Raw genomic sequence first — 14,362 nt, 5'->3', positions numbered from 1 at the left:
ATGCGGTTGTTACTCTGCAGCGTCGGTCAGAACGCCGCGGCGGATCTGGTCTTCCTCGATGGATTCGAACAGGGCGCGGAAGTTGCCCTCGCCAAAGCCTTCGTCACCCTTGCGCTGGATGAATTCGAAGAAGATCGGGCCGATCACGGTCTTGGAGAAGACCTGCAGCAGGATCTTGGTCATGCCGCCATCGACCACGCCTTCGCCATCGATCAGGATGCCGTGCTTCTTCATTTTTTCGATCGGCTCGTCATGGCCGTGCACGCGTGTCCTAGACAGCTCGTAATAGGTTTCCGGCGGTCCGGGCATGAACTTGACGCCCTTGTCGGCGATCCAGTCGGTGCCCTGATAGATGTCGTCGGAGCCAACGGCGATGTGCTGGATGCCTTCGCCGTTATATTTGCGCAGGAACTCCTCGATCTGGCTCTTGTCGTCAGTGGACTCGTTGAGCGGAATACGGATCCGGCCACACGGCGAGGTGATGGCACGCGAGACCAGACCGGTCATCTTGCCTTCGATGTCGAAGAAATGGATCTGCTTGAAGTTGAACAGGTCGCGATAGAAATCCCACCACTTGTCCATGTTGCCGCGGATGACATTGTGGGTGAGGTGGTCGAGATAATAGAAGCCCGCACCTTCTGGCTTCGGGTCGCGCTCACCCAGCCACTCGAAATCGGCATCGTAAACCGATCCTTCGTCACCCCAGGTATCAACGAAATAGAGCAGCGATCCGCCGATGCCGACGATGGCCGGGACATCGAGCGTCTTGTCGTCACCGGTGTATTCTTCCGCACCCTTCGAAACTGCATGGGCGAGCGCCTGTTTGGCATCGGCAACACGCCAGGCCATCGACGGAGCGCAGGGGCCGTGGGTGCTGACGAAGCGGTCTGCAAAAGAGCCCTTTTCAGCATTGAGGATGTAGTTGATGTCACCCTGGCGCCAGACAGTGATGGCCTTGGTGCGGTGGCGGGCGACCGGCTCGTAGCCCATGCGGGCAAACAGCGCTTCCAGCGCTTCGGGCTCAGGATGGGCGAACTCGACGAACTCGAACCCGTTGGTGCCTGCCGGGTTGTCTTCTGAAATGGTTGCGCGCGGTGCGTCGTGCGGAAACGGGCCCATCTTGTCTCTCCTCTTTTGTACGCGCGGATCATAGCCGCCCGCGCTTGTTGACTGTTGCGCATGATGCTGCATATTTGCTGCAAGGTGCATGCGTTGATCGCAGTTTGGCGAGAATTGATGCACATATCGTGCACATTCTGCTTCAAGAGGCCCATCATCGTGCATCTGGATGAATTCGACCGCAAACTGCTTCGCCTGTTGCAGGCGGATGGGCGGCTTACCAACAACGAGCTCTCGCAGAAGATCAATCTGTCGGCCTCGCAATGCTCACGGCGTCGAACCCGGCTGGAGCAGGAGGGTTACATAAGGGGCTACCGGGCTGATCTGGACCGGGAGAAGCTCGGTATCGGTATCGTCAACCTGATCACGGTGACGCTGGCGACGCATAATCGCGACAACGCCCAGCGCTTTGCGCGGCTGATCGGAGCGTTGCCTGAGGTTCTCGAAGCCTATTCGCTGACAGGGGAGATGGACTACATCATCAAGGTGGTGACGCCGGATCTGCGCAGTCTGTCAGCCTTTGTCAGTGATGTTCTTCTGCCACATGAATCCGTCCAGCACGTCAAAACCGCAATCGTTCTCGACACATTGAAGGAGGGCGGCGGGCTGCCGGTTTGAGTTGCAGCTCGGCTGCTCGTTGACAATCCCGGTAGTCCGTCCTCAATCGAGCGTTGATGTGCGGATCGAAGGCGTCTGATGCGTCTTGCACCAATTCGGTGGAACAAAATCTCTTGACTCGCGTTGTCCTGGCTTGGCCAATTCGGCTGCTCGAACACAAACGCGGATTCAGAGAGTTAAGATAATCAATATGGAAAATGAAACAACGACGGCATCTCCATCGGGATTGGGCGACATACTGGGCACCTGGGGTGATGCGATCAAGGGTCTTGAAGTTCTGGTCGTGACCTACGCATTGTCGGTGATCGGCGCGATTGTTATTCTCATCGTTGGTTGGACAGCGGCTCGCCTGTTGGGCAGCTGGGTGCACAAGCTGCTGTCCAGAACTCAGCGCATAGACCCGACAGTCGCCGGATTTTTCTCGATCTTTGTCCGTTACGCGGTTCTGGTCGTTGTCGTCATCATGGTGCTTGGCCAGTTCGGTGTGCAAACGGCCTCGATCATCACCGCCCTTGGTGCGGCAGGTCTGGCCATTGGTCTGGCGCTGCAGGGCACGCTGCAAAACATCGCCGCGGGCATCATGCTGATGGTCCTGCGGCCCTTCCGCGTCGGTGAATATATTGATGCGGGCGGGATCACCGGTACCGTTGTGGAGATCGGGCTTTTCGCGACTGAACTTAAGACATTGGACGGTTTGTACCGGATGGCGCCCAACTCGGAGCTGTGGAATGTCGAGGTGACCAATTATTCGCGTTTGTCCGAGCGTCGGTATGATCTGGTTGTCGGGATCGGTTACGAGGATGATATCGAAAAGGCACAATCGGTTCTGATGGATCTGGCAAGAGCGGACGGTCGGGTTCTGTCCAATCCCGAGCCTTGGGCCTTTGTGTCTGAACTTGGCGATAGCGCGGTAGCTGTGACGCTGCGCTACTGGACGACAACATCGGACTGGTGGACCACAAGCCGAGAGTTGACCAAGGCCGCCAAACTTGCATTTGACGCGCAAGGCATTTCGATCCCGTTCCCACAGGTCACCTATTCCGGTTCCCTGGACCTTGAACCGCGAGACCCGCAGGAAACGGGTTCGGATCAGGCCCAGCAATAATCTGCACCACCCCGGCAAGCACGGACTTTGCAGGGTGACATCCGTCGTCCGTGCGTCCAATTTACCGCCAATGAGTCGAAGAACAGGAACAAGCCTTATGGGAAATCTGCAAGCGGGCATTATCCCCGTCACTCCTTTCCAGCAGAATTGCACGGTGCTGTTTGACCAGGACACCAAGTCTGGCGTCGTCATCGATCCGGGCGGTGACGTTGACGTGATCATGCAAACCATCACCGAGAACGGGCTTACCATCGAGGCGATCTGGCTGACGCATGGGCATATCGACCATGCCGGCGGTGCCGACGAGTTGCGCGACAAACTGGGCGTCAAGATCATCGGCCCGCACAAGGACGATCTTCCGCTTTTGTCGGGGCTCGAGGCGCAGGCCAAGATGTTCGGTCTGGAAATGGACGTGCGCAACGTCACGCCGGACCAATGGCTTGATGAAGGCGACAAGGTGTCTTTCGGGGTGCACGAGTTCGAGGTCTCGCACACGCCCGGACATGCGCCAGGTCATGTGATCTATTTCAATCGTGCAGAGGGGTTTGCCCATCTGGGCGATGTGTTGTTTGCGGGCTCGATCGGCCGCACCGACCTGCCGGGCGGCGACCACCAGACGCTTCTCAACTCGATCCGTGACAAGGTGTTTCCGCTGGGCGATGAGACCGGCTTCATCTGCGGCCACGGACCGGGTGGCAAGATCGGCAACGAACGCCGCACCAATCCGTTTCTAAAAGGCCTGTAGCCGAGGCTATCTGCCTTTATCGCCAGTCGTTACGCAAAAGGCCGCCGCGATCTCTCGCGGCGGCCTTTTTGTTTCGTTCTGTCAGATCAGCTGGCGCGACGCATGGTCTGGGCCATATTCCTGAGGTTCTGACCGGACGCGGAACCGGCTGATACCTTGAAGCTGCGGATCAGTTCCAGAAGGTCCTCTGTGTCGGTGGCGAGCACTTCGGCCGAAGCCGTGGTCTCTTCCGCCATGGCGGCATTCTGCTGTGTCACCACGTCCAGCTGGTTCATGGACGACGAGATGCTGCCCAGGGTCGTGCCCTGTTCCGAGGCGGAGTGGGCAATCTTGGTGACAATGTCGTTGGCCGATTTGATCTGGTCGGAAATCCGCTTCAGCGCCTCGCCAGCCTCGCCGACGAGTTGCACGCCGTTCTGGACCTGTCCGGAGGAGTTGGAGATCTGGCCCTTGATTTCCTTGGCAGCCGCGGCCGAGCGCTGGGCCAGTTCGCGAACTTCCTGGGCGACGACAGCAAAGCCACGACCTGATTCACCGGCGCGAGCCGCCTCGACACCTGCGTTGAGTGCCAGAAGATTGGTCTGGAAAGCGATTTCGTCGATGACACCGATGATCTTGGTGATCTCGGCCGATGACTGCTCGATGCCGCTCATCGCGCCAATTGCTTCTGCCACGATGGCATCGGATTTGGTTGCCTCTTCGCTGATCGAGGTCACCCGCTTTGCGGCTTCATGGGCGCCGTCGGCGGTCTGACGGACTGCAACGGTCAGCTCGTCAAGTGCTGCGGACGTTTCCTCAAGGTTTGCGGCCTGCCGTTCGGTACGCTGCGACAGCTCGTTTGATGCGCGACGGATTTCTTCCTTCGAGCCGGAAATATCCACGCCCTTGGCGTTGACCTTGGCCATGGCGGCTTCGAGGTGGGAGAGGGCATCGTTGAAGTTGTCGCGAAGGGTTGCGTACTTGGTTCCCAGATCGTCGCAACGGATTGTCAGGTCGCCCTTGGCAAGATGCCCCAGAGCAGCACCGATGGTGGAGACAACACGGGCCTGCTGGACTGTCTCTTCCTGCTGCATGTCGGCATTGTGCTGGCGTTCCGTATTGAGCTGCTGCTGCTGCTCTTGCTGGCTTTTGGCCATCGTATGACGATCGCGGACCTTTTCCTGCAGTTCCTTTGTAGCCTTTGCCATCATGCCGACTTCGTTGCTCATGTCGGTATGGGGTATCTCTATGGTTACGTTTTCGTCCGCAACGGCGCGCAACGCGCCATGAATGGAGGCCAGGGGATTGGTGATCCCGCGGATGACGAACCAGGCGGAGATCAGGGCCACTGCCAGCACGCCAAAGCCCAGTATGACTGCGCCCCTGATATCTTCGGCGATGGAGGCATCGAGATCGTCGAGATAGGCGCCGGTCCCGATGGTGACCTGCCAAGGTTCAAAGGCGAGAGCGTAGGCTGCCTTGGGGTAGAGATTTTCTTTTGGCTCGCCAGGCTTCTGCCATTCGTATTCGGTCCACCCGCCGCCACTGCGGGCCTGCTTGATGATGTCCATGAGGAACTTGTTGCCTGCGCTGTCGGTCAGGCCTGCATAGTTCTTCCCGATGCTCACCTTGCCAGGATAGAAGATGCGGTTTGCATCATAGTCATAGCCAAAGAAGTAGCCATCTGGCTCGAACCTGATGGCTTCGATAGCGTCGTAAGCAGCAGTTTGTGCCGCTTCTCGGGTCATCTCGCCTGCTACTTCGGCTGCATGGAAGTACTCCATAAGCGACCGTGCCGATTCCGTCTGTGTGCGCAGCATGTCATAACGTTCGGAATAGATCGCCTCGGAGGCCGATTTGATCTGGAAATATGTAGTTGCTGCGAAGGCAACCATCAGGGCGCCTATGAGCAAGAACAGCTGATGGGAGATTTTTAGATTTCGCATGGCGCGACACTTTCGAGGTAGGAGTAAACGAGAACCAGATTTCAGGTTGTGCAACAGTCGCAATTGCAGGTCTCTCGCGTGAGAGTATTGCCCTGTTCCATTAGCTCATGACCTAAACTTAAAACTTTAATCACTTATGAATGGTCCAGCTCGAGAAATTGCTCTTCCTATTGTTTTTCTTGAATCTTTTGAATTGGTTCAGGCAAGTGAGAGCCAGTTCTCGTTCCGTGCAAGGACGGCGCGCGCAGCTTATCCTCGTTATCCTGGATCGAGCTCGAAAGTGGAGATTGGCGGTGCAACAGTCCGCTCGTGTAAAGTTCACGGACGCTGTCGTTGCCACAATAGAAAAACCGGCCACTCGCGATGCGATGGCCGGTTATTACTTGCAGGGCCTGAGTGAAGTCTCGGATCAGTTGACTTCGCAGAAGTGGTCGCGACCGTCATATCCCCGATAGGTGCCTGTCGAGGCATTGAAAGAGCGGTACTTGTTGGAACAGAAACGATACCATGACCGGCTCCAGGGCTCGTAGCCGCCACCGCTGGCCGCCTGGGGGGCAACTGGCTGCCTGTAGATCACACGCGGATTGTTCTGGCTGTTGGCGATTGCTCCGCCAATGATGGCAGCAGCGCCGAGACCGATGATGCCGAGAACAAGGGCGTCATTGTTGTCGCCGTGACGCCGGACGCGGTCGCCGCCATGATGGCGCCGGGGAGACACATCGCGCCAGCCGTGATCGCGATGACGCTGTCCCTGATGCCAGGAAGACCGGTCGCCGGCCTGGGCCATGCTTGTGGTCAATGGCGCAATCGCGGTCACTGCTGTGAGCAGGGTGATGCTGAGCTTCTTGGCGAACTGGTTCATCGGAATGTCCTTCCCGGTTGAGGTATCTTGCTTCGGCCGATGCTTCCGGCTTGCATGAACACTATCAAGGCCAAGCTGAACGGTGGCTGAACGAAATCCAAACACTTCTATCGGTTGAAAATCAGACGGACGGCAGCAAACCTGAAAATAAAAAGCCCGGCGATTGCGGCGCCGGGCTTTCCAAACTGTTGTGGAGTCAACGTCAATCAGGCGAGGCGCAGATTAACGGCTTTTGGTCCCTTGCCGCGGCGATCGGGCTCGGTGTCGAAAGCTACTTTCTGGTTCTCCTCAAGGCCGGTCATTCCGGAAGCCTGCACTGCGGAGATGTGAACAAAGATGTCCGCACCGCCATTGTCAGGCTTGATGAAGCCGAAGCCCTTGTCGACGTTGAAAAATTTTACGGTACCAGTTTCGCCCATGCTGTCAGGTCCTTTGATTGCCTTCCGGTCTCCGCGCGGGTGTTCCGGTCGGCGCGCATCATGTCATATCCCGCATTGGCGCGGGGGTTATGGCAGGCAGTTTTTGAAAAGTTTGGAAAGGTCCCGATTGTAACGGCTTCGCCCCTTCACGCAGTTGTGCGTGTGGGCTTTTGTTGAAGTCGTCCGAAGTTTTTTGTGCGGCTTCGGCGCGCATGTTTCTGGTCTTCCCGTGTTCGCAAATTGCCCGAACGGAACAAAGATGATTGTTTTGTTGGAAATTGGCAAGCAAAAGTTTGTTGGCGTCTGCCAACGCAGGTTGCCGTTCCTGGCCGGACCACCTTGCGTGATCCGGCCAGGCAGGTGCGATTACTCGACGATCGCGATTTCGGTGGCCTGGGTGGTGCCGTCGTCGAACATGATCATCACAGTCTTGCCGGCTTCGATGCCTTCGAGTTCAACGCCTTCGGCTACGGTGTAGACTTCACCGGATTCCAGTTCGATGGTGCTCGTAGCCTGGTCAAGTGTCTTGACGACACCTTCGACTTCGCCAGCGAAGGCGGTCGAGAGCATGGCTGCGGATGCGAAAGCGATTGCAACGATCTTTTTCATTGATGTTTTCCATAGGTTGTTACCCGATCCACAACCGGTTGGCAGATGTGCCAGACTGAAGTCGGCAGTGGCGGGGCGGCGCTGATATGCGCCGGTTGAGAGGTCCGCGCAAGCGGCAAAAAGATATATTTTCAAGGCTGAAAGCAGCACAATTTTGCCATGATCGGATCAGATCGATCTGTCTTTTTGTCCACATTCCAGCCTTGAATTTTGGCAGTTTGGCCAGGCAGGTTTATGTCTGACCAATCCTTGGAAATTACTCCACCATGCTCACGGCCGTGGCATCGGTGGTGCCGTCGTCATAGGTAATGACAACTTTGCCACCGGGTTGAAGGTTGTCGAGCTGAACGCCATCGGCGACGCTGAATGCCTCACCGCTTTCCAGAACGATCATCTTGGTGGCTGGGTCATAGCTGGTCACAACACCTTCGACTTCGGCAGCGTAAGCAGCACCCGTCAGGCTCAGTGCTGAAACTGCGGTGATAATGATCTTCTTCATGGTCATGTCTCCCTTGTCTTGCTTGCGCACCGTTATTGGTGCTTGCAGGACATAATCTGGGGGCGATTGACGCGTTGAGCAAATCACTTGGCGTAAATAAAATCAACAATATCAATGACATAATCTTGCCATATTGCAGCCGGGTCTGGCGGCGAGATTTGGCGATTACAGTCTGCGGAGCTTCGGATCTCTGGCCCGGCAAGGGGTTGGCTTCGCCCTGTTTTGGCCCGGATCATGGCGAGCCTGCGGCTCCTCGCATGTAAGCCCGATCACGAACCTTGCGCCTGCATGTGCAATCGGGATCAGGAGACAGGCCTGGGCCTGAGAATCGGGCCAAGTTCAGCCAGCAGGATTGCCAAAAATATCAGCATGCCGCCGGCATAGCCAAGTGCCGGGATCTGTTCTCCGAGAACGAGAGCCCCGAACAAGGCGGCGAAAAGCGATTCCGTTGACAGGAAAATTGCCGCTTGTGGCGCTGTGGTGTAGCGCTGGCCAATGACCTGAAGCGTGAAAGCAAGTCCGGTGGCGATCACGCCTGCAAACAGGATTTCGGGCAATGTGGCTATCACCGAAGCGAGATTGAAGCCTTCCAATGTGAGGCCAAAGCCGAGGCCAAGCGCGCCGGCGAGCGAGAACTGCACAAAGGACAGCGTCAGCGGGCGACCACTTGGGCCGACAAAACGGCCGACCAGAATGACCTGCAGCGCCCACAGAACAGCACAGCCGATGGTCAGGAAATCGCCGTTGTTCAGGTCGGCGAGACTGCCGCCTGCCAGCATCCAGATGCCGGCGAATGTCATCAGCACCGCAGGCCAGATCACGGGATGCGGCGGCTGTCGCAACACCAGCAATGTGATGAAGGGAACAAACACGACGTAAAGGCCGGTCAGGAAGCCTGAATTGGTTACGGTGGTGATGGTCAGGCCAACCTGTTGCAGGGCCATGCCGAGGAACAGCGCCAGTCCGATCAGCGCGAAGCCACGAAGATGGACAGCCGAAACCGGATGTTCTGCCTTTCGGGATTCAAGCCAGGCGAATGGAGCCAGTACGACTGCGGCGACGAGAAAGCGCAGGCCGATAAACAGGAACGGACCGATATGATCCATCGCCGTCGATTGCGCGACAAAGCCCGCACCCCAGATGGCTCCGGCTGAAAGCAACAGCAGATTGGCGAGATGACGCGGCATGGGATTGTCCGGGCAGCATTATTGATCGCGGACGGCTAGCAGTTGGCTTCAGGAGGGGCAAGAGGCAAGCTCGTGCGTCCCCGAGATCGTCAAGATCCTGGCAAACGGACGTCGGTCAGGGTTTGCCGAACAAGGCCTCAAGCCTGGCGCGGTTCTTGCCCATGTCATCGCTGCCCAGTTGCGCGCGGGCATAGGCCATGATTCCGGTGCGGCCGTCGGGCATGGGCCTGGCTTCGAGATGGATGACATCGGGAAACCGCATCAGTGGCGAATAGGTGATAAAGCGCGCCTTGGACGGGTCTTTGCGGTCATCGACCCGGCGGGCGAGCGGGTCGGAGGTGACGAGGCGTTGTGACAGGCGCTCTATGGCAATTGCCGGTGCATCCTCGACTGCCGCGATTTCAAAATCGGGCTCGCTGCAAAGGCCGGGACTGCAGGCGAGCGCATCGTTGGGATGGGGACTGCGCCGGGCGGCATCGAAATCGTGCTGTCCCCGATCCGGCGAGCCTGCGATCAGCTCCCAACTGCGCTCCCGACCGATGAGGACAAAGGCAGCGATTACAGCGCCTATAAGAACGATGACGCCCAATATCACTGTCTTTACCATTGTCGTTCTTGGCCTTCTTGCGGGGCGGGCCCTGCCGCACGACCGGCGAGGGTGAGACCCACAGTTGGTTGATCAGGGCCAGGGTCCCTAATTGCTCGAAGCTGGTGCGCGCGATACCCGCAGAATAGAGCCGTTATCTTCGTCGGTTACCATCAGAACAGCGCCGTCGGCTGCAACCTGCACATCGCGAATTCGTCCGTATGTTCCCTTGAACATGCGTTCTTCCGATAGCATTTCGCCGGATTCCTCGTCGAGGTCAAGCCGGACAAGCAACTGGAACTTGAGTGCAGCGACCAGAAGGTCGCCATCCCATTCCGGAAACATCTCTCCGCGATACACGGTCATGCCACCAGGCGCGATCGAGGGATCCCAATAATGGATCGGTTGCTCGAACCCTTCGGCCGCGGTGCCCATACCAATTTCCGCCCCGGAATAATGACGCCCGTAGGAGACCTCGGGCCAGCCATAATTGCGTCCCGGCTCGGGTCGGTTGACTTCATCGCCGCCACGAGCGCCGTGTTCAACGGCGTAAAGAACGCCGGTCTTGGGATCGATATCAAGACCTTGCGGGTTGCGGTGGCCCTTGGACCAGAGTTCTGCTGCCTCATTACCCGTGGCGTTTGCCTGATTGGGTGCAAAGGGGTTGTCAGAGGGAATCGTGCCGTCGGCGTTGATCCTGAGCACCGCGCCGGCATGATCACCGAAATCCTGTGCTCTCTCACCTTCGCCGCGATCGCCGATTGTGAAGAACAAGGTTCCATCCTTTGCCACTGCGATGCGTGATCCGAAGTGCCTGCCGACTTCCGTGAACCGGTTCATCCGGAAGATTTCTTTTACATCCATCAATGCGCTGCCGTCTTCTGACAGGCGAGCACGGGCGATTGCCGTGCCCAGACCATTGGTGTTGCGGGTGGAGTAGCTGATGAAAATGACCCGGCTGTCGGCGAAATCATGCGCCAGCGCAACATCGAGCAGGCCGCCCTGGCCAGCGGATGCGATCTCCGGCAAGCCTGAAATCGGCGCGGAGACTGTGCCGTCACGCACCAGTCGCAGGCTGCCCGACCGTTCGGTGACAAGCAATGCGCCATCGGGCAGCGGTTCTATGCCCCATGGGTGGTCAAGGCCGGTGGCGAGGACCTCCACATCAACGTTCACTTCGTTTGTCGGTGTGATTTCGCCAGCTGGAACACTCGCGGAAGAAGCCAGCCAAATTGCAGCGGAGAGGCCAATGAGTGTCTTGATAGCTCGCGGCCGTGAGTAGATTCGGTCTTTTGCCATTGTTTCCTCGCGTGTGGTCTCTGTTTGGGTCTGGGTATAGATATGGTGCTGCAAAGGCGCAGGAAAAGCCCTTGAAGCGATGACAGCGCCGGTGACGGTGGCAAAAATCCGGCTAAACTCGCCGGTAATGGACAGCGCTGATTCGCCTATCAAGTCTTCGCACCCTGCTTCCGACGGCGCCCAGCGCCGCGCCGTGTGGCAGGCAAGCGCGTTTGCGTTGTTTCTTCCTGCACTGGTGGTCGCTGCCGGATATGGCGCGCTGTGGGCGGCGCTGTACTTCAACGGAAGGGGAGATGGGGCTCTGGCTCGTGTCTGCCTGATGGTCTTGATCCTTGTCGTGCCGTCACTGCTTGCCTATGCCGGGCTGCGCCTGTCGACCACGCGGCTTACGCTTCGTGGAGCTCATCTGGAGGTTCATCCGGGCTTTCCGGCGCGTGATCCGGTGAGCGTGGCTTATGCTCAGGTAACCGGACTGTCGCTGCGCAACGGTCTGTCCGGCTGGATCACCGGCGCTGGCTCGCTCGTTATCGAGAGGAACAACGGTTCGCCGGTGGTCGTTTCAGGGCTGTCGAGCCCGAATGCTGCGATGGATGATCTCTCTGCCCGGTGCAAAGCGTTCCACCGGCCCAGCGCTGCTTTTTGATCAAGACTTGGCTGATCAAGATTTGGCTGATCATGATGTGGCTTGTGGGCCCACAGTCGGCTGCACAACAGCTGGCTGCAGAAGCTCATGCTGGCGCATTTCCCTGAGTTGCCGGTCGAGCATTGCGTCAGGCTCAGCGCGGGCCTGAATGACCAGGACTGCCAACAGGATAAGGCATCCCAACAACGCCATCAGCGCAATTCTCAAGGCCGTGACGGATTCTCGACGGGCTGGCTTGTTTAGCAGGAAGTCATCTTCCGGAATCATGGTCGTTCCCCGATCATTGCTGTTCGGGTGTCATCTAACGGGGCGAAGGCGTCGCCAATCGGACCGGATTGTGGCGGTGCCGGAGTATTGTGGTGTCAAGATTGTGTTTCGGGTTAACGCAGGCGTTTGCCGAAGGCTGCCGCCCGCCGCGGCACAGCGGTTCGCGGCGTGAACTCGCTCGTTTGCGTGGCCTCGGGCAGATCGTGCCGAATGGCCGTTTTGTAGGCAGTTGGAGCAGGGTCGCCGACCTGGGAAAGTGCAGGTTCGGGAAACCGGTCATCAAATGTCCTGGGCACTATTTCCGGTCGTGCCAGTGCATATCCCTGCATCAGCTGCACGCCGATTTTCTGACAGAACTCGATCTGGTGATCCTCCTCGAGCCCCTCGAACAGAACGGTGATGCCGCGTTCTATGAACTGTTCGACCATCAGCTTGAGCAGTCCCATGCCTGCCGAAGTTTCGGTAAAGCGGCGAACCCAGGCAGCATCGAACTTGAGCACGTCGGGTTTGAGATCGTTGACGCGCTTCGAATCTGAATCGTCGGCGCCATAGTCGTCGACTGCGATCTTGAACAGTCTCGAGCGCAGACCGTTGACAAGTCGATTGAGCACTTCCTCGTTGCCGCTGCCCTGTTCTGTGATCTCGCAGACAATGCGGCCCGGTCTCAGACCAGCCCGCAAGGTGACATCGACCATGCGATCGACTTCCGCGTCGATGTTGGCGATGACGTCAAACAGGCCGGGATTGAAGTTGATGAACAGCCGCGCCTTGCGGCGGCCGAGTTTGCCCATGTTGAGGATGTGCAGTTCACGGCACAGCGTATCGACCGTGACGGCGTCTTTTTTCTCGACCATTGAAAAGAAATGAGGGGGCGAGACCGGTTTTCCGTCCTGCTGGGCGCGGATAAGCGCTTCGAAAGCCTCGATTGTCAGGTGACCCTGATCATTCTGGCTGAAAATCGGCTGGAAGGCTGAACGCAGGACAAATGGTCCGTAGGACGTTGTGTAAAAACCTCTGTCATCTTGCAAAAAATGCGGTTCGCGATGCCCGGCCATCATGTCCTGGACTCCGATTCATTTTCGTGACGACTGCGAATTTTAGACTTTAAAACTTTCCCCAAGGTTAAATCAACCGTTACAAGCTTACCTGGTGGCTTGCATCGGGGGTCGGCTTACGACATAGAAGGCAACGGGCGCGGGCGCCGCGTCCCATTGCATTACGTCTCAGCACCGGAGCGCATTCCATGGCCTTTCTCGCCAACGCCCTTTCCCGGGTCAAACCGTCCGCCACCATCGCCGTTAGCCAGAAGGCGCGGGAACTTAAAGCCAAGGGTCGCGACGTGATCGGGCTTGGCGCCGGTGAACCGGATTTCGACACGCCTGACAATATCAAGGCAGCGGCGATCGATGCTATCAATCGCGGAGAGACCAAATATACACCCGTGTCGGGTATCCCGGAACTTCGCAAGGCGATTGCCGCAAAGTTCAAGCGCGAGAACAATCTCGATTACGACTGGCAGCAGACCATTGTCGGCACCGGCGGCAAGCAGATCCTGTTCAATGCCTTCATGGCGACCCTGAACCCGGGCGACGAGGTAGTCATTCCCGCGCCTTACTGGGTCAGCTACCCGGAAATGGTGGCAATCTGCGGCGGCACCTCTGTGTTCGTGCCGACCACAATCGAAAACGGTTTCAAGCTTGACGCCGCCGATCTGGAGGCTGCCATCACGCCGAAGACCAAATGGCTGATGTTCAACTCGCCATCCAACCCCTCGGGCGCGGCCTACACCGAAGCCGAACTCAAGGCGCTGACGGATGTGCTGATGCGCCATCCGCATGTCTGGATCCTGTCTGATGACATGTACGAGCACCTGACCTATGGAGATTTCGTCTTCACCACGCCTGCCCAGATCGAGCCAGCTCTTTATGATCGCACGCTGACCATGAATGGCGTGTCGAAAGCCTATGCCATGACCGGCTGGCGCATCGGCTACGCGGCCGGCCCGCTCGAGTTGATCAAGGCGATGGACATGATCCAGGGCCAGCAGACATCGGGTGCTTGCTCGATCGCACAATGGGCAGCGCTGGAAGCATTGAACGGCACGCAGGATTTCATTCCGGAGAACAAGGAAATTTTCCGTGGCCGCCGTGATCTGGTGGTGTCGATGCTCAACCAGGCCAAGGGGATCAAGTGCCCGGTTCCTGAAGGCGCTTTCTATGTTTATCCGTCCTGCGCCGATCTGATCGGCAAGACCGCGCCATCGGGCAAGGTGATCGAAACCGACGAGGATTTTGTTACCGAACTGCTCGAAACCGAGGGTGTTGCCGTGGTGCACGGTTCAGCCTTTGGTCAAGGTCCGAACTTCCGTATTTCCTACGCCACGTCGGAAGAACTGCTGGAAGAAGCCTGCAACCGGATCCAGCGGTTCTGCGCGGCTCTGCGCTGAGCAGCAGGTTCACATTTGCCGCGGCGCCGAACA

The 14,362-nt window shown here is 57.9% G+C and carries 16 protein-coding genes; 5 read left to right on the top strand and 11 right to left on the bottom strand.

The annotated features are described in order from the left end of the window. Positions 1 to 9: 9 nt before the first annotated feature. Positions 10 to 1,119 (bottom strand): 4-hydroxyphenylpyruvate dioxygenase, encoded by a 1,110-nt coding sequence (gene hppD / locus WNZ14_RS19580; RefSeq protein ID WP_342870362.1) that lies wholly within the window; start codon positions 1,117 to 1,119, stop codon positions 10 to 12. Between the two features lie 117 nt (positions 1,120 to 1,236). On the opposite strand from hppD, the gene WNZ14_RS19575 reads away from it, so the two are divergent. The 3 genes from WNZ14_RS19575 to WNZ14_RS19565 all read left to right on the top strand — a co-directional run bounded on the left by WNZ14_RS19575 (position 1,237) and on the right by WNZ14_RS19565 (position 3,587). Then, positions 1,237 to 1,737, top strand: coding sequence for an Lrp/AsnC family transcriptional regulator (locus WNZ14_RS19575; RefSeq protein WP_342870361.1), 501 nt, complete (start codon positions 1,237 to 1,239; stop codon positions 1,735 to 1,737). Positions 1,738 to 1,927: 190 nt separating this feature from the next. Beyond that, positions 1,928 to 2,842, top strand: coding sequence for a mechanosensitive ion channel domain-containing protein (locus tag WNZ14_RS19570; RefSeq protein WP_342870360.1), 915 nt, complete (start codon positions 1,928 to 1,930; stop codon positions 2,840 to 2,842). A gap of 97 nt (positions 2,843 to 2,939) precedes the next feature. Further along, positions 2,940 to 3,587, top strand: a complete 648-nt coding sequence (locus WNZ14_RS19565; protein ID WP_342870359.1) for an MBL fold metallo-hydrolase — start codon at positions 2,940 to 2,942, stop codon at positions 3,585 to 3,587. Positions 3,588 to 3,673: 86 nt separating this feature from the next. Here the strand turns inward: WNZ14_RS19565 and WNZ14_RS19560 are convergent, their stop codons facing one another. The 8 genes from WNZ14_RS19560 to WNZ14_RS19525 all read right to left on the bottom strand — a co-directional run bounded on the left by WNZ14_RS19560 (position 3,674) and on the right by WNZ14_RS19525 (position 10,973). Continuing rightward, positions 3,674 to 5,512 carry a methyl-accepting chemotaxis protein gene (locus WNZ14_RS19560; protein ID WP_342870358.1) on the bottom strand — a complete coding sequence of 613 codons (1,839 nt, stop codon included), beginning with the start codon at positions 5,510 to 5,512 and terminating at the stop codon, positions 3,674 to 3,676. Between the two features lie 409 nt (positions 5,513 to 5,921). After that, a complete protein-coding gene (locus WNZ14_RS19555) occupies positions 5,922 to 6,374 on the bottom strand; it encodes a BA14K family protein (RefSeq protein ID WP_342870357.1) in 453 nt (150 codons plus the stop codon). A 206-nt stretch (positions 6,375 to 6,580) separates the two neighbouring features. Next, positions 6,581 to 6,793, bottom strand: coding sequence for a cold-shock protein (locus WNZ14_RS19550; RefSeq protein ID WP_097105498.1), 213 nt, complete (start codon positions 6,791 to 6,793; stop codon positions 6,581 to 6,583). Between the two features lie 366 nt (positions 6,794 to 7,159). After that, positions 7,160 to 7,402 (bottom strand): DUF1344 domain-containing protein, encoded by a 243-nt coding sequence (locus tag WNZ14_RS19545; RefSeq protein ID WP_342870356.1) that lies wholly within the window; start codon positions 7,400 to 7,402, stop codon positions 7,160 to 7,162. A gap of 256 nt (positions 7,403 to 7,658) precedes the next feature. Next, the gene (locus WNZ14_RS19540; protein WP_342870355.1) at positions 7,659 to 7,901 is read right to left on the bottom strand and encodes a DUF1344 domain-containing protein; all 243 of its coding nucleotides are present in this window, start codon (positions 7,899 to 7,901) and stop codon (positions 7,659 to 7,661) included. Between the two features lie 302 nt (positions 7,902 to 8,203). Then, positions 8,204 to 9,088, bottom strand: coding sequence for a DMT family transporter (locus WNZ14_RS19535; RefSeq protein ID WP_342870354.1), 885 nt, complete (start codon positions 9,086 to 9,088; stop codon positions 8,204 to 8,206). Positions 9,089 to 9,203: 115 nt separating this feature from the next. Next, the gene (locus WNZ14_RS19530) at positions 9,204 to 9,695 is read right to left on the bottom strand and encodes a DUF1499 domain-containing protein (protein ID WP_342870353.1); all 492 of its coding nucleotides are present in this window, start codon (positions 9,693 to 9,695) and stop codon (positions 9,204 to 9,206) included. Between the two features lie 87 nt (positions 9,696 to 9,782). Beyond that, on the bottom strand, positions 9,783 to 10,973 hold the full coding sequence (locus WNZ14_RS19525; protein WP_342870352.1) for a PQQ-dependent sugar dehydrogenase: 1,191 nt from the start codon (positions 10,971 to 10,973) through the stop codon (positions 9,783 to 9,785). Between the two features lie 79 nt (positions 10,974 to 11,052). Here WNZ14_RS19525 and WNZ14_RS19520 point away from each other — a divergent pair, with 79 nt between their 5' ends. After that, entirely contained in the window at positions 11,053 to 11,616 is a 564-nt protein-coding gene (locus WNZ14_RS19520; RefSeq protein WP_342870351.1) for a PH domain-containing protein, read from the top strand. A 30-nt stretch (positions 11,617 to 11,646) separates the two neighbouring features. Here the strand turns inward: WNZ14_RS19520 and WNZ14_RS19515 are convergent, their stop codons facing one another. Next, the gene (locus tag WNZ14_RS19515) at positions 11,647 to 11,883 is read right to left on the bottom strand and encodes a hypothetical protein (protein WP_342870350.1); all 237 of its coding nucleotides are present in this window, start codon (positions 11,881 to 11,883) and stop codon (positions 11,647 to 11,649) included. 113 nt (positions 11,884 to 11,996) lie between these two features. Beyond that, entirely contained in the window at positions 11,997 to 12,941 is a 945-nt protein-coding gene (locus WNZ14_RS19510) for an EAL domain-containing protein (protein ID WP_342870349.1), read from the bottom strand. A gap of 185 nt (positions 12,942 to 13,126) precedes the next feature. Here WNZ14_RS19510 and WNZ14_RS19505 point away from each other — a divergent pair, with 185 nt between their 5' ends. Continuing rightward, the gene (locus WNZ14_RS19505; protein WP_342870348.1) at positions 13,127 to 14,329 is read left to right on the top strand and encodes a pyridoxal phosphate-dependent aminotransferase; all 1,203 of its coding nucleotides are present in this window, start codon (positions 13,127 to 13,129) and stop codon (positions 14,327 to 14,329) included. The last annotated feature ends 33 nt before the right edge of the window (positions 14,330 to 14,362 follow it).

Source organism: Hoeflea sp. AS60 (assembly GCF_038900115.1).
Taxonomy (GTDB): Bacteria; Pseudomonadota; Alphaproteobacteria; order Rhizobiales; family Rhizobiaceae; genus Hoeflea.
The sequence above is the reverse complement of the archived record's forward strand: the minus strand, read 5'-3'. Positions and strand labels throughout refer to the sequence as shown.

Bases quoted from the DNA above. Each gene is read 5' to 3' on its own strand.
- hppD (WP_342870362.1), bottom strand. From the start codon at position 1,119: ATGGGCCCGTTTCCGCACGACGCACCGCGCGCAACCATTTCAGAAGAC.
- WNZ14_RS19575 (WP_342870361.1), top strand. From the start codon at position 1,237: ATGCACATATCGTGCACATTCTGCTTCAAGAGGCCCATCATCGTGCAT.
- WNZ14_RS19570 (WP_342870360.1), top strand. From the start codon at position 1,928: ATGGAAAATGAAACAACGACGGCATCTCCATCGGGATTGGGCGACATA.
- WNZ14_RS19565 (WP_342870359.1), top strand. From the start codon at position 2,940: ATGGGAAATCTGCAAGCGGGCATTATCCCCGTCACTCCTTTCCAGCAG.
- WNZ14_RS19560 (WP_342870358.1), bottom strand. From the start codon at position 5,512: ATGCGAAATCTAAAAATCTCCCATCAGCTGTTCTTGCTCATAGGCGCC.
- WNZ14_RS19555 (WP_342870357.1), bottom strand. From the start codon at position 6,374: ATGAACCAGTTCGCCAAGAAGCTCAGCATCACCCTGCTCACAGCAGTG.
- WNZ14_RS19550 (WP_097105498.1), bottom strand. From the start codon at position 6,793: ATGGGCGAAACTGGTACCGTAAAATTTTTCAACGTCGACAAGGGCTTC.
- WNZ14_RS19545 (WP_342870356.1), bottom strand. From the start codon at position 7,402: ATGAAAAAGATCGTTGCAATCGCTTTCGCATCCGCAGCCATGCTCTCG.
- WNZ14_RS19540 (WP_342870355.1), bottom strand. From the start codon at position 7,901: ATGAAGAAGATCATTATCACCGCAGTTTCAGCACTGAGCCTGACGGGT.
- WNZ14_RS19535 (WP_342870354.1), bottom strand. From the start codon at position 9,088: ATGCCGCGTCATCTCGCCAATCTGCTGTTGCTTTCAGCCGGAGCCATC.
- WNZ14_RS19530 (WP_342870353.1), bottom strand. From the start codon at position 9,695: ATGGTAAAGACAGTGATATTGGGCGTCATCGTTCTTATAGGCGCTGTA.
- WNZ14_RS19525 (WP_342870352.1), bottom strand. From the start codon at position 10,973: ATGGCAAAAGACCGAATCTACTCACGGCCGCGAGCTATCAAGACACTC.
- WNZ14_RS19520 (WP_342870351.1), top strand. From the start codon at position 11,053: ATGACAGCGCCGGTGACGGTGGCAAAAATCCGGCTAAACTCGCCGGTA.
- WNZ14_RS19515 (WP_342870350.1), bottom strand. From the start codon at position 11,883: ATGATTCCGGAAGATGACTTCCTGCTAAACAAGCCAGCCCGTCGAGAA.
- WNZ14_RS19510 (WP_342870349.1), bottom strand. From the start codon at position 12,941: ATGATGGCCGGGCATCGCGAACCGCATTTTTTGCAAGATGACAGAGGT.
- WNZ14_RS19505 (WP_342870348.1), top strand. From the start codon at position 13,127: ATGGCCTTTCTCGCCAACGCCCTTTCCCGGGTCAAACCGTCCGCCACC.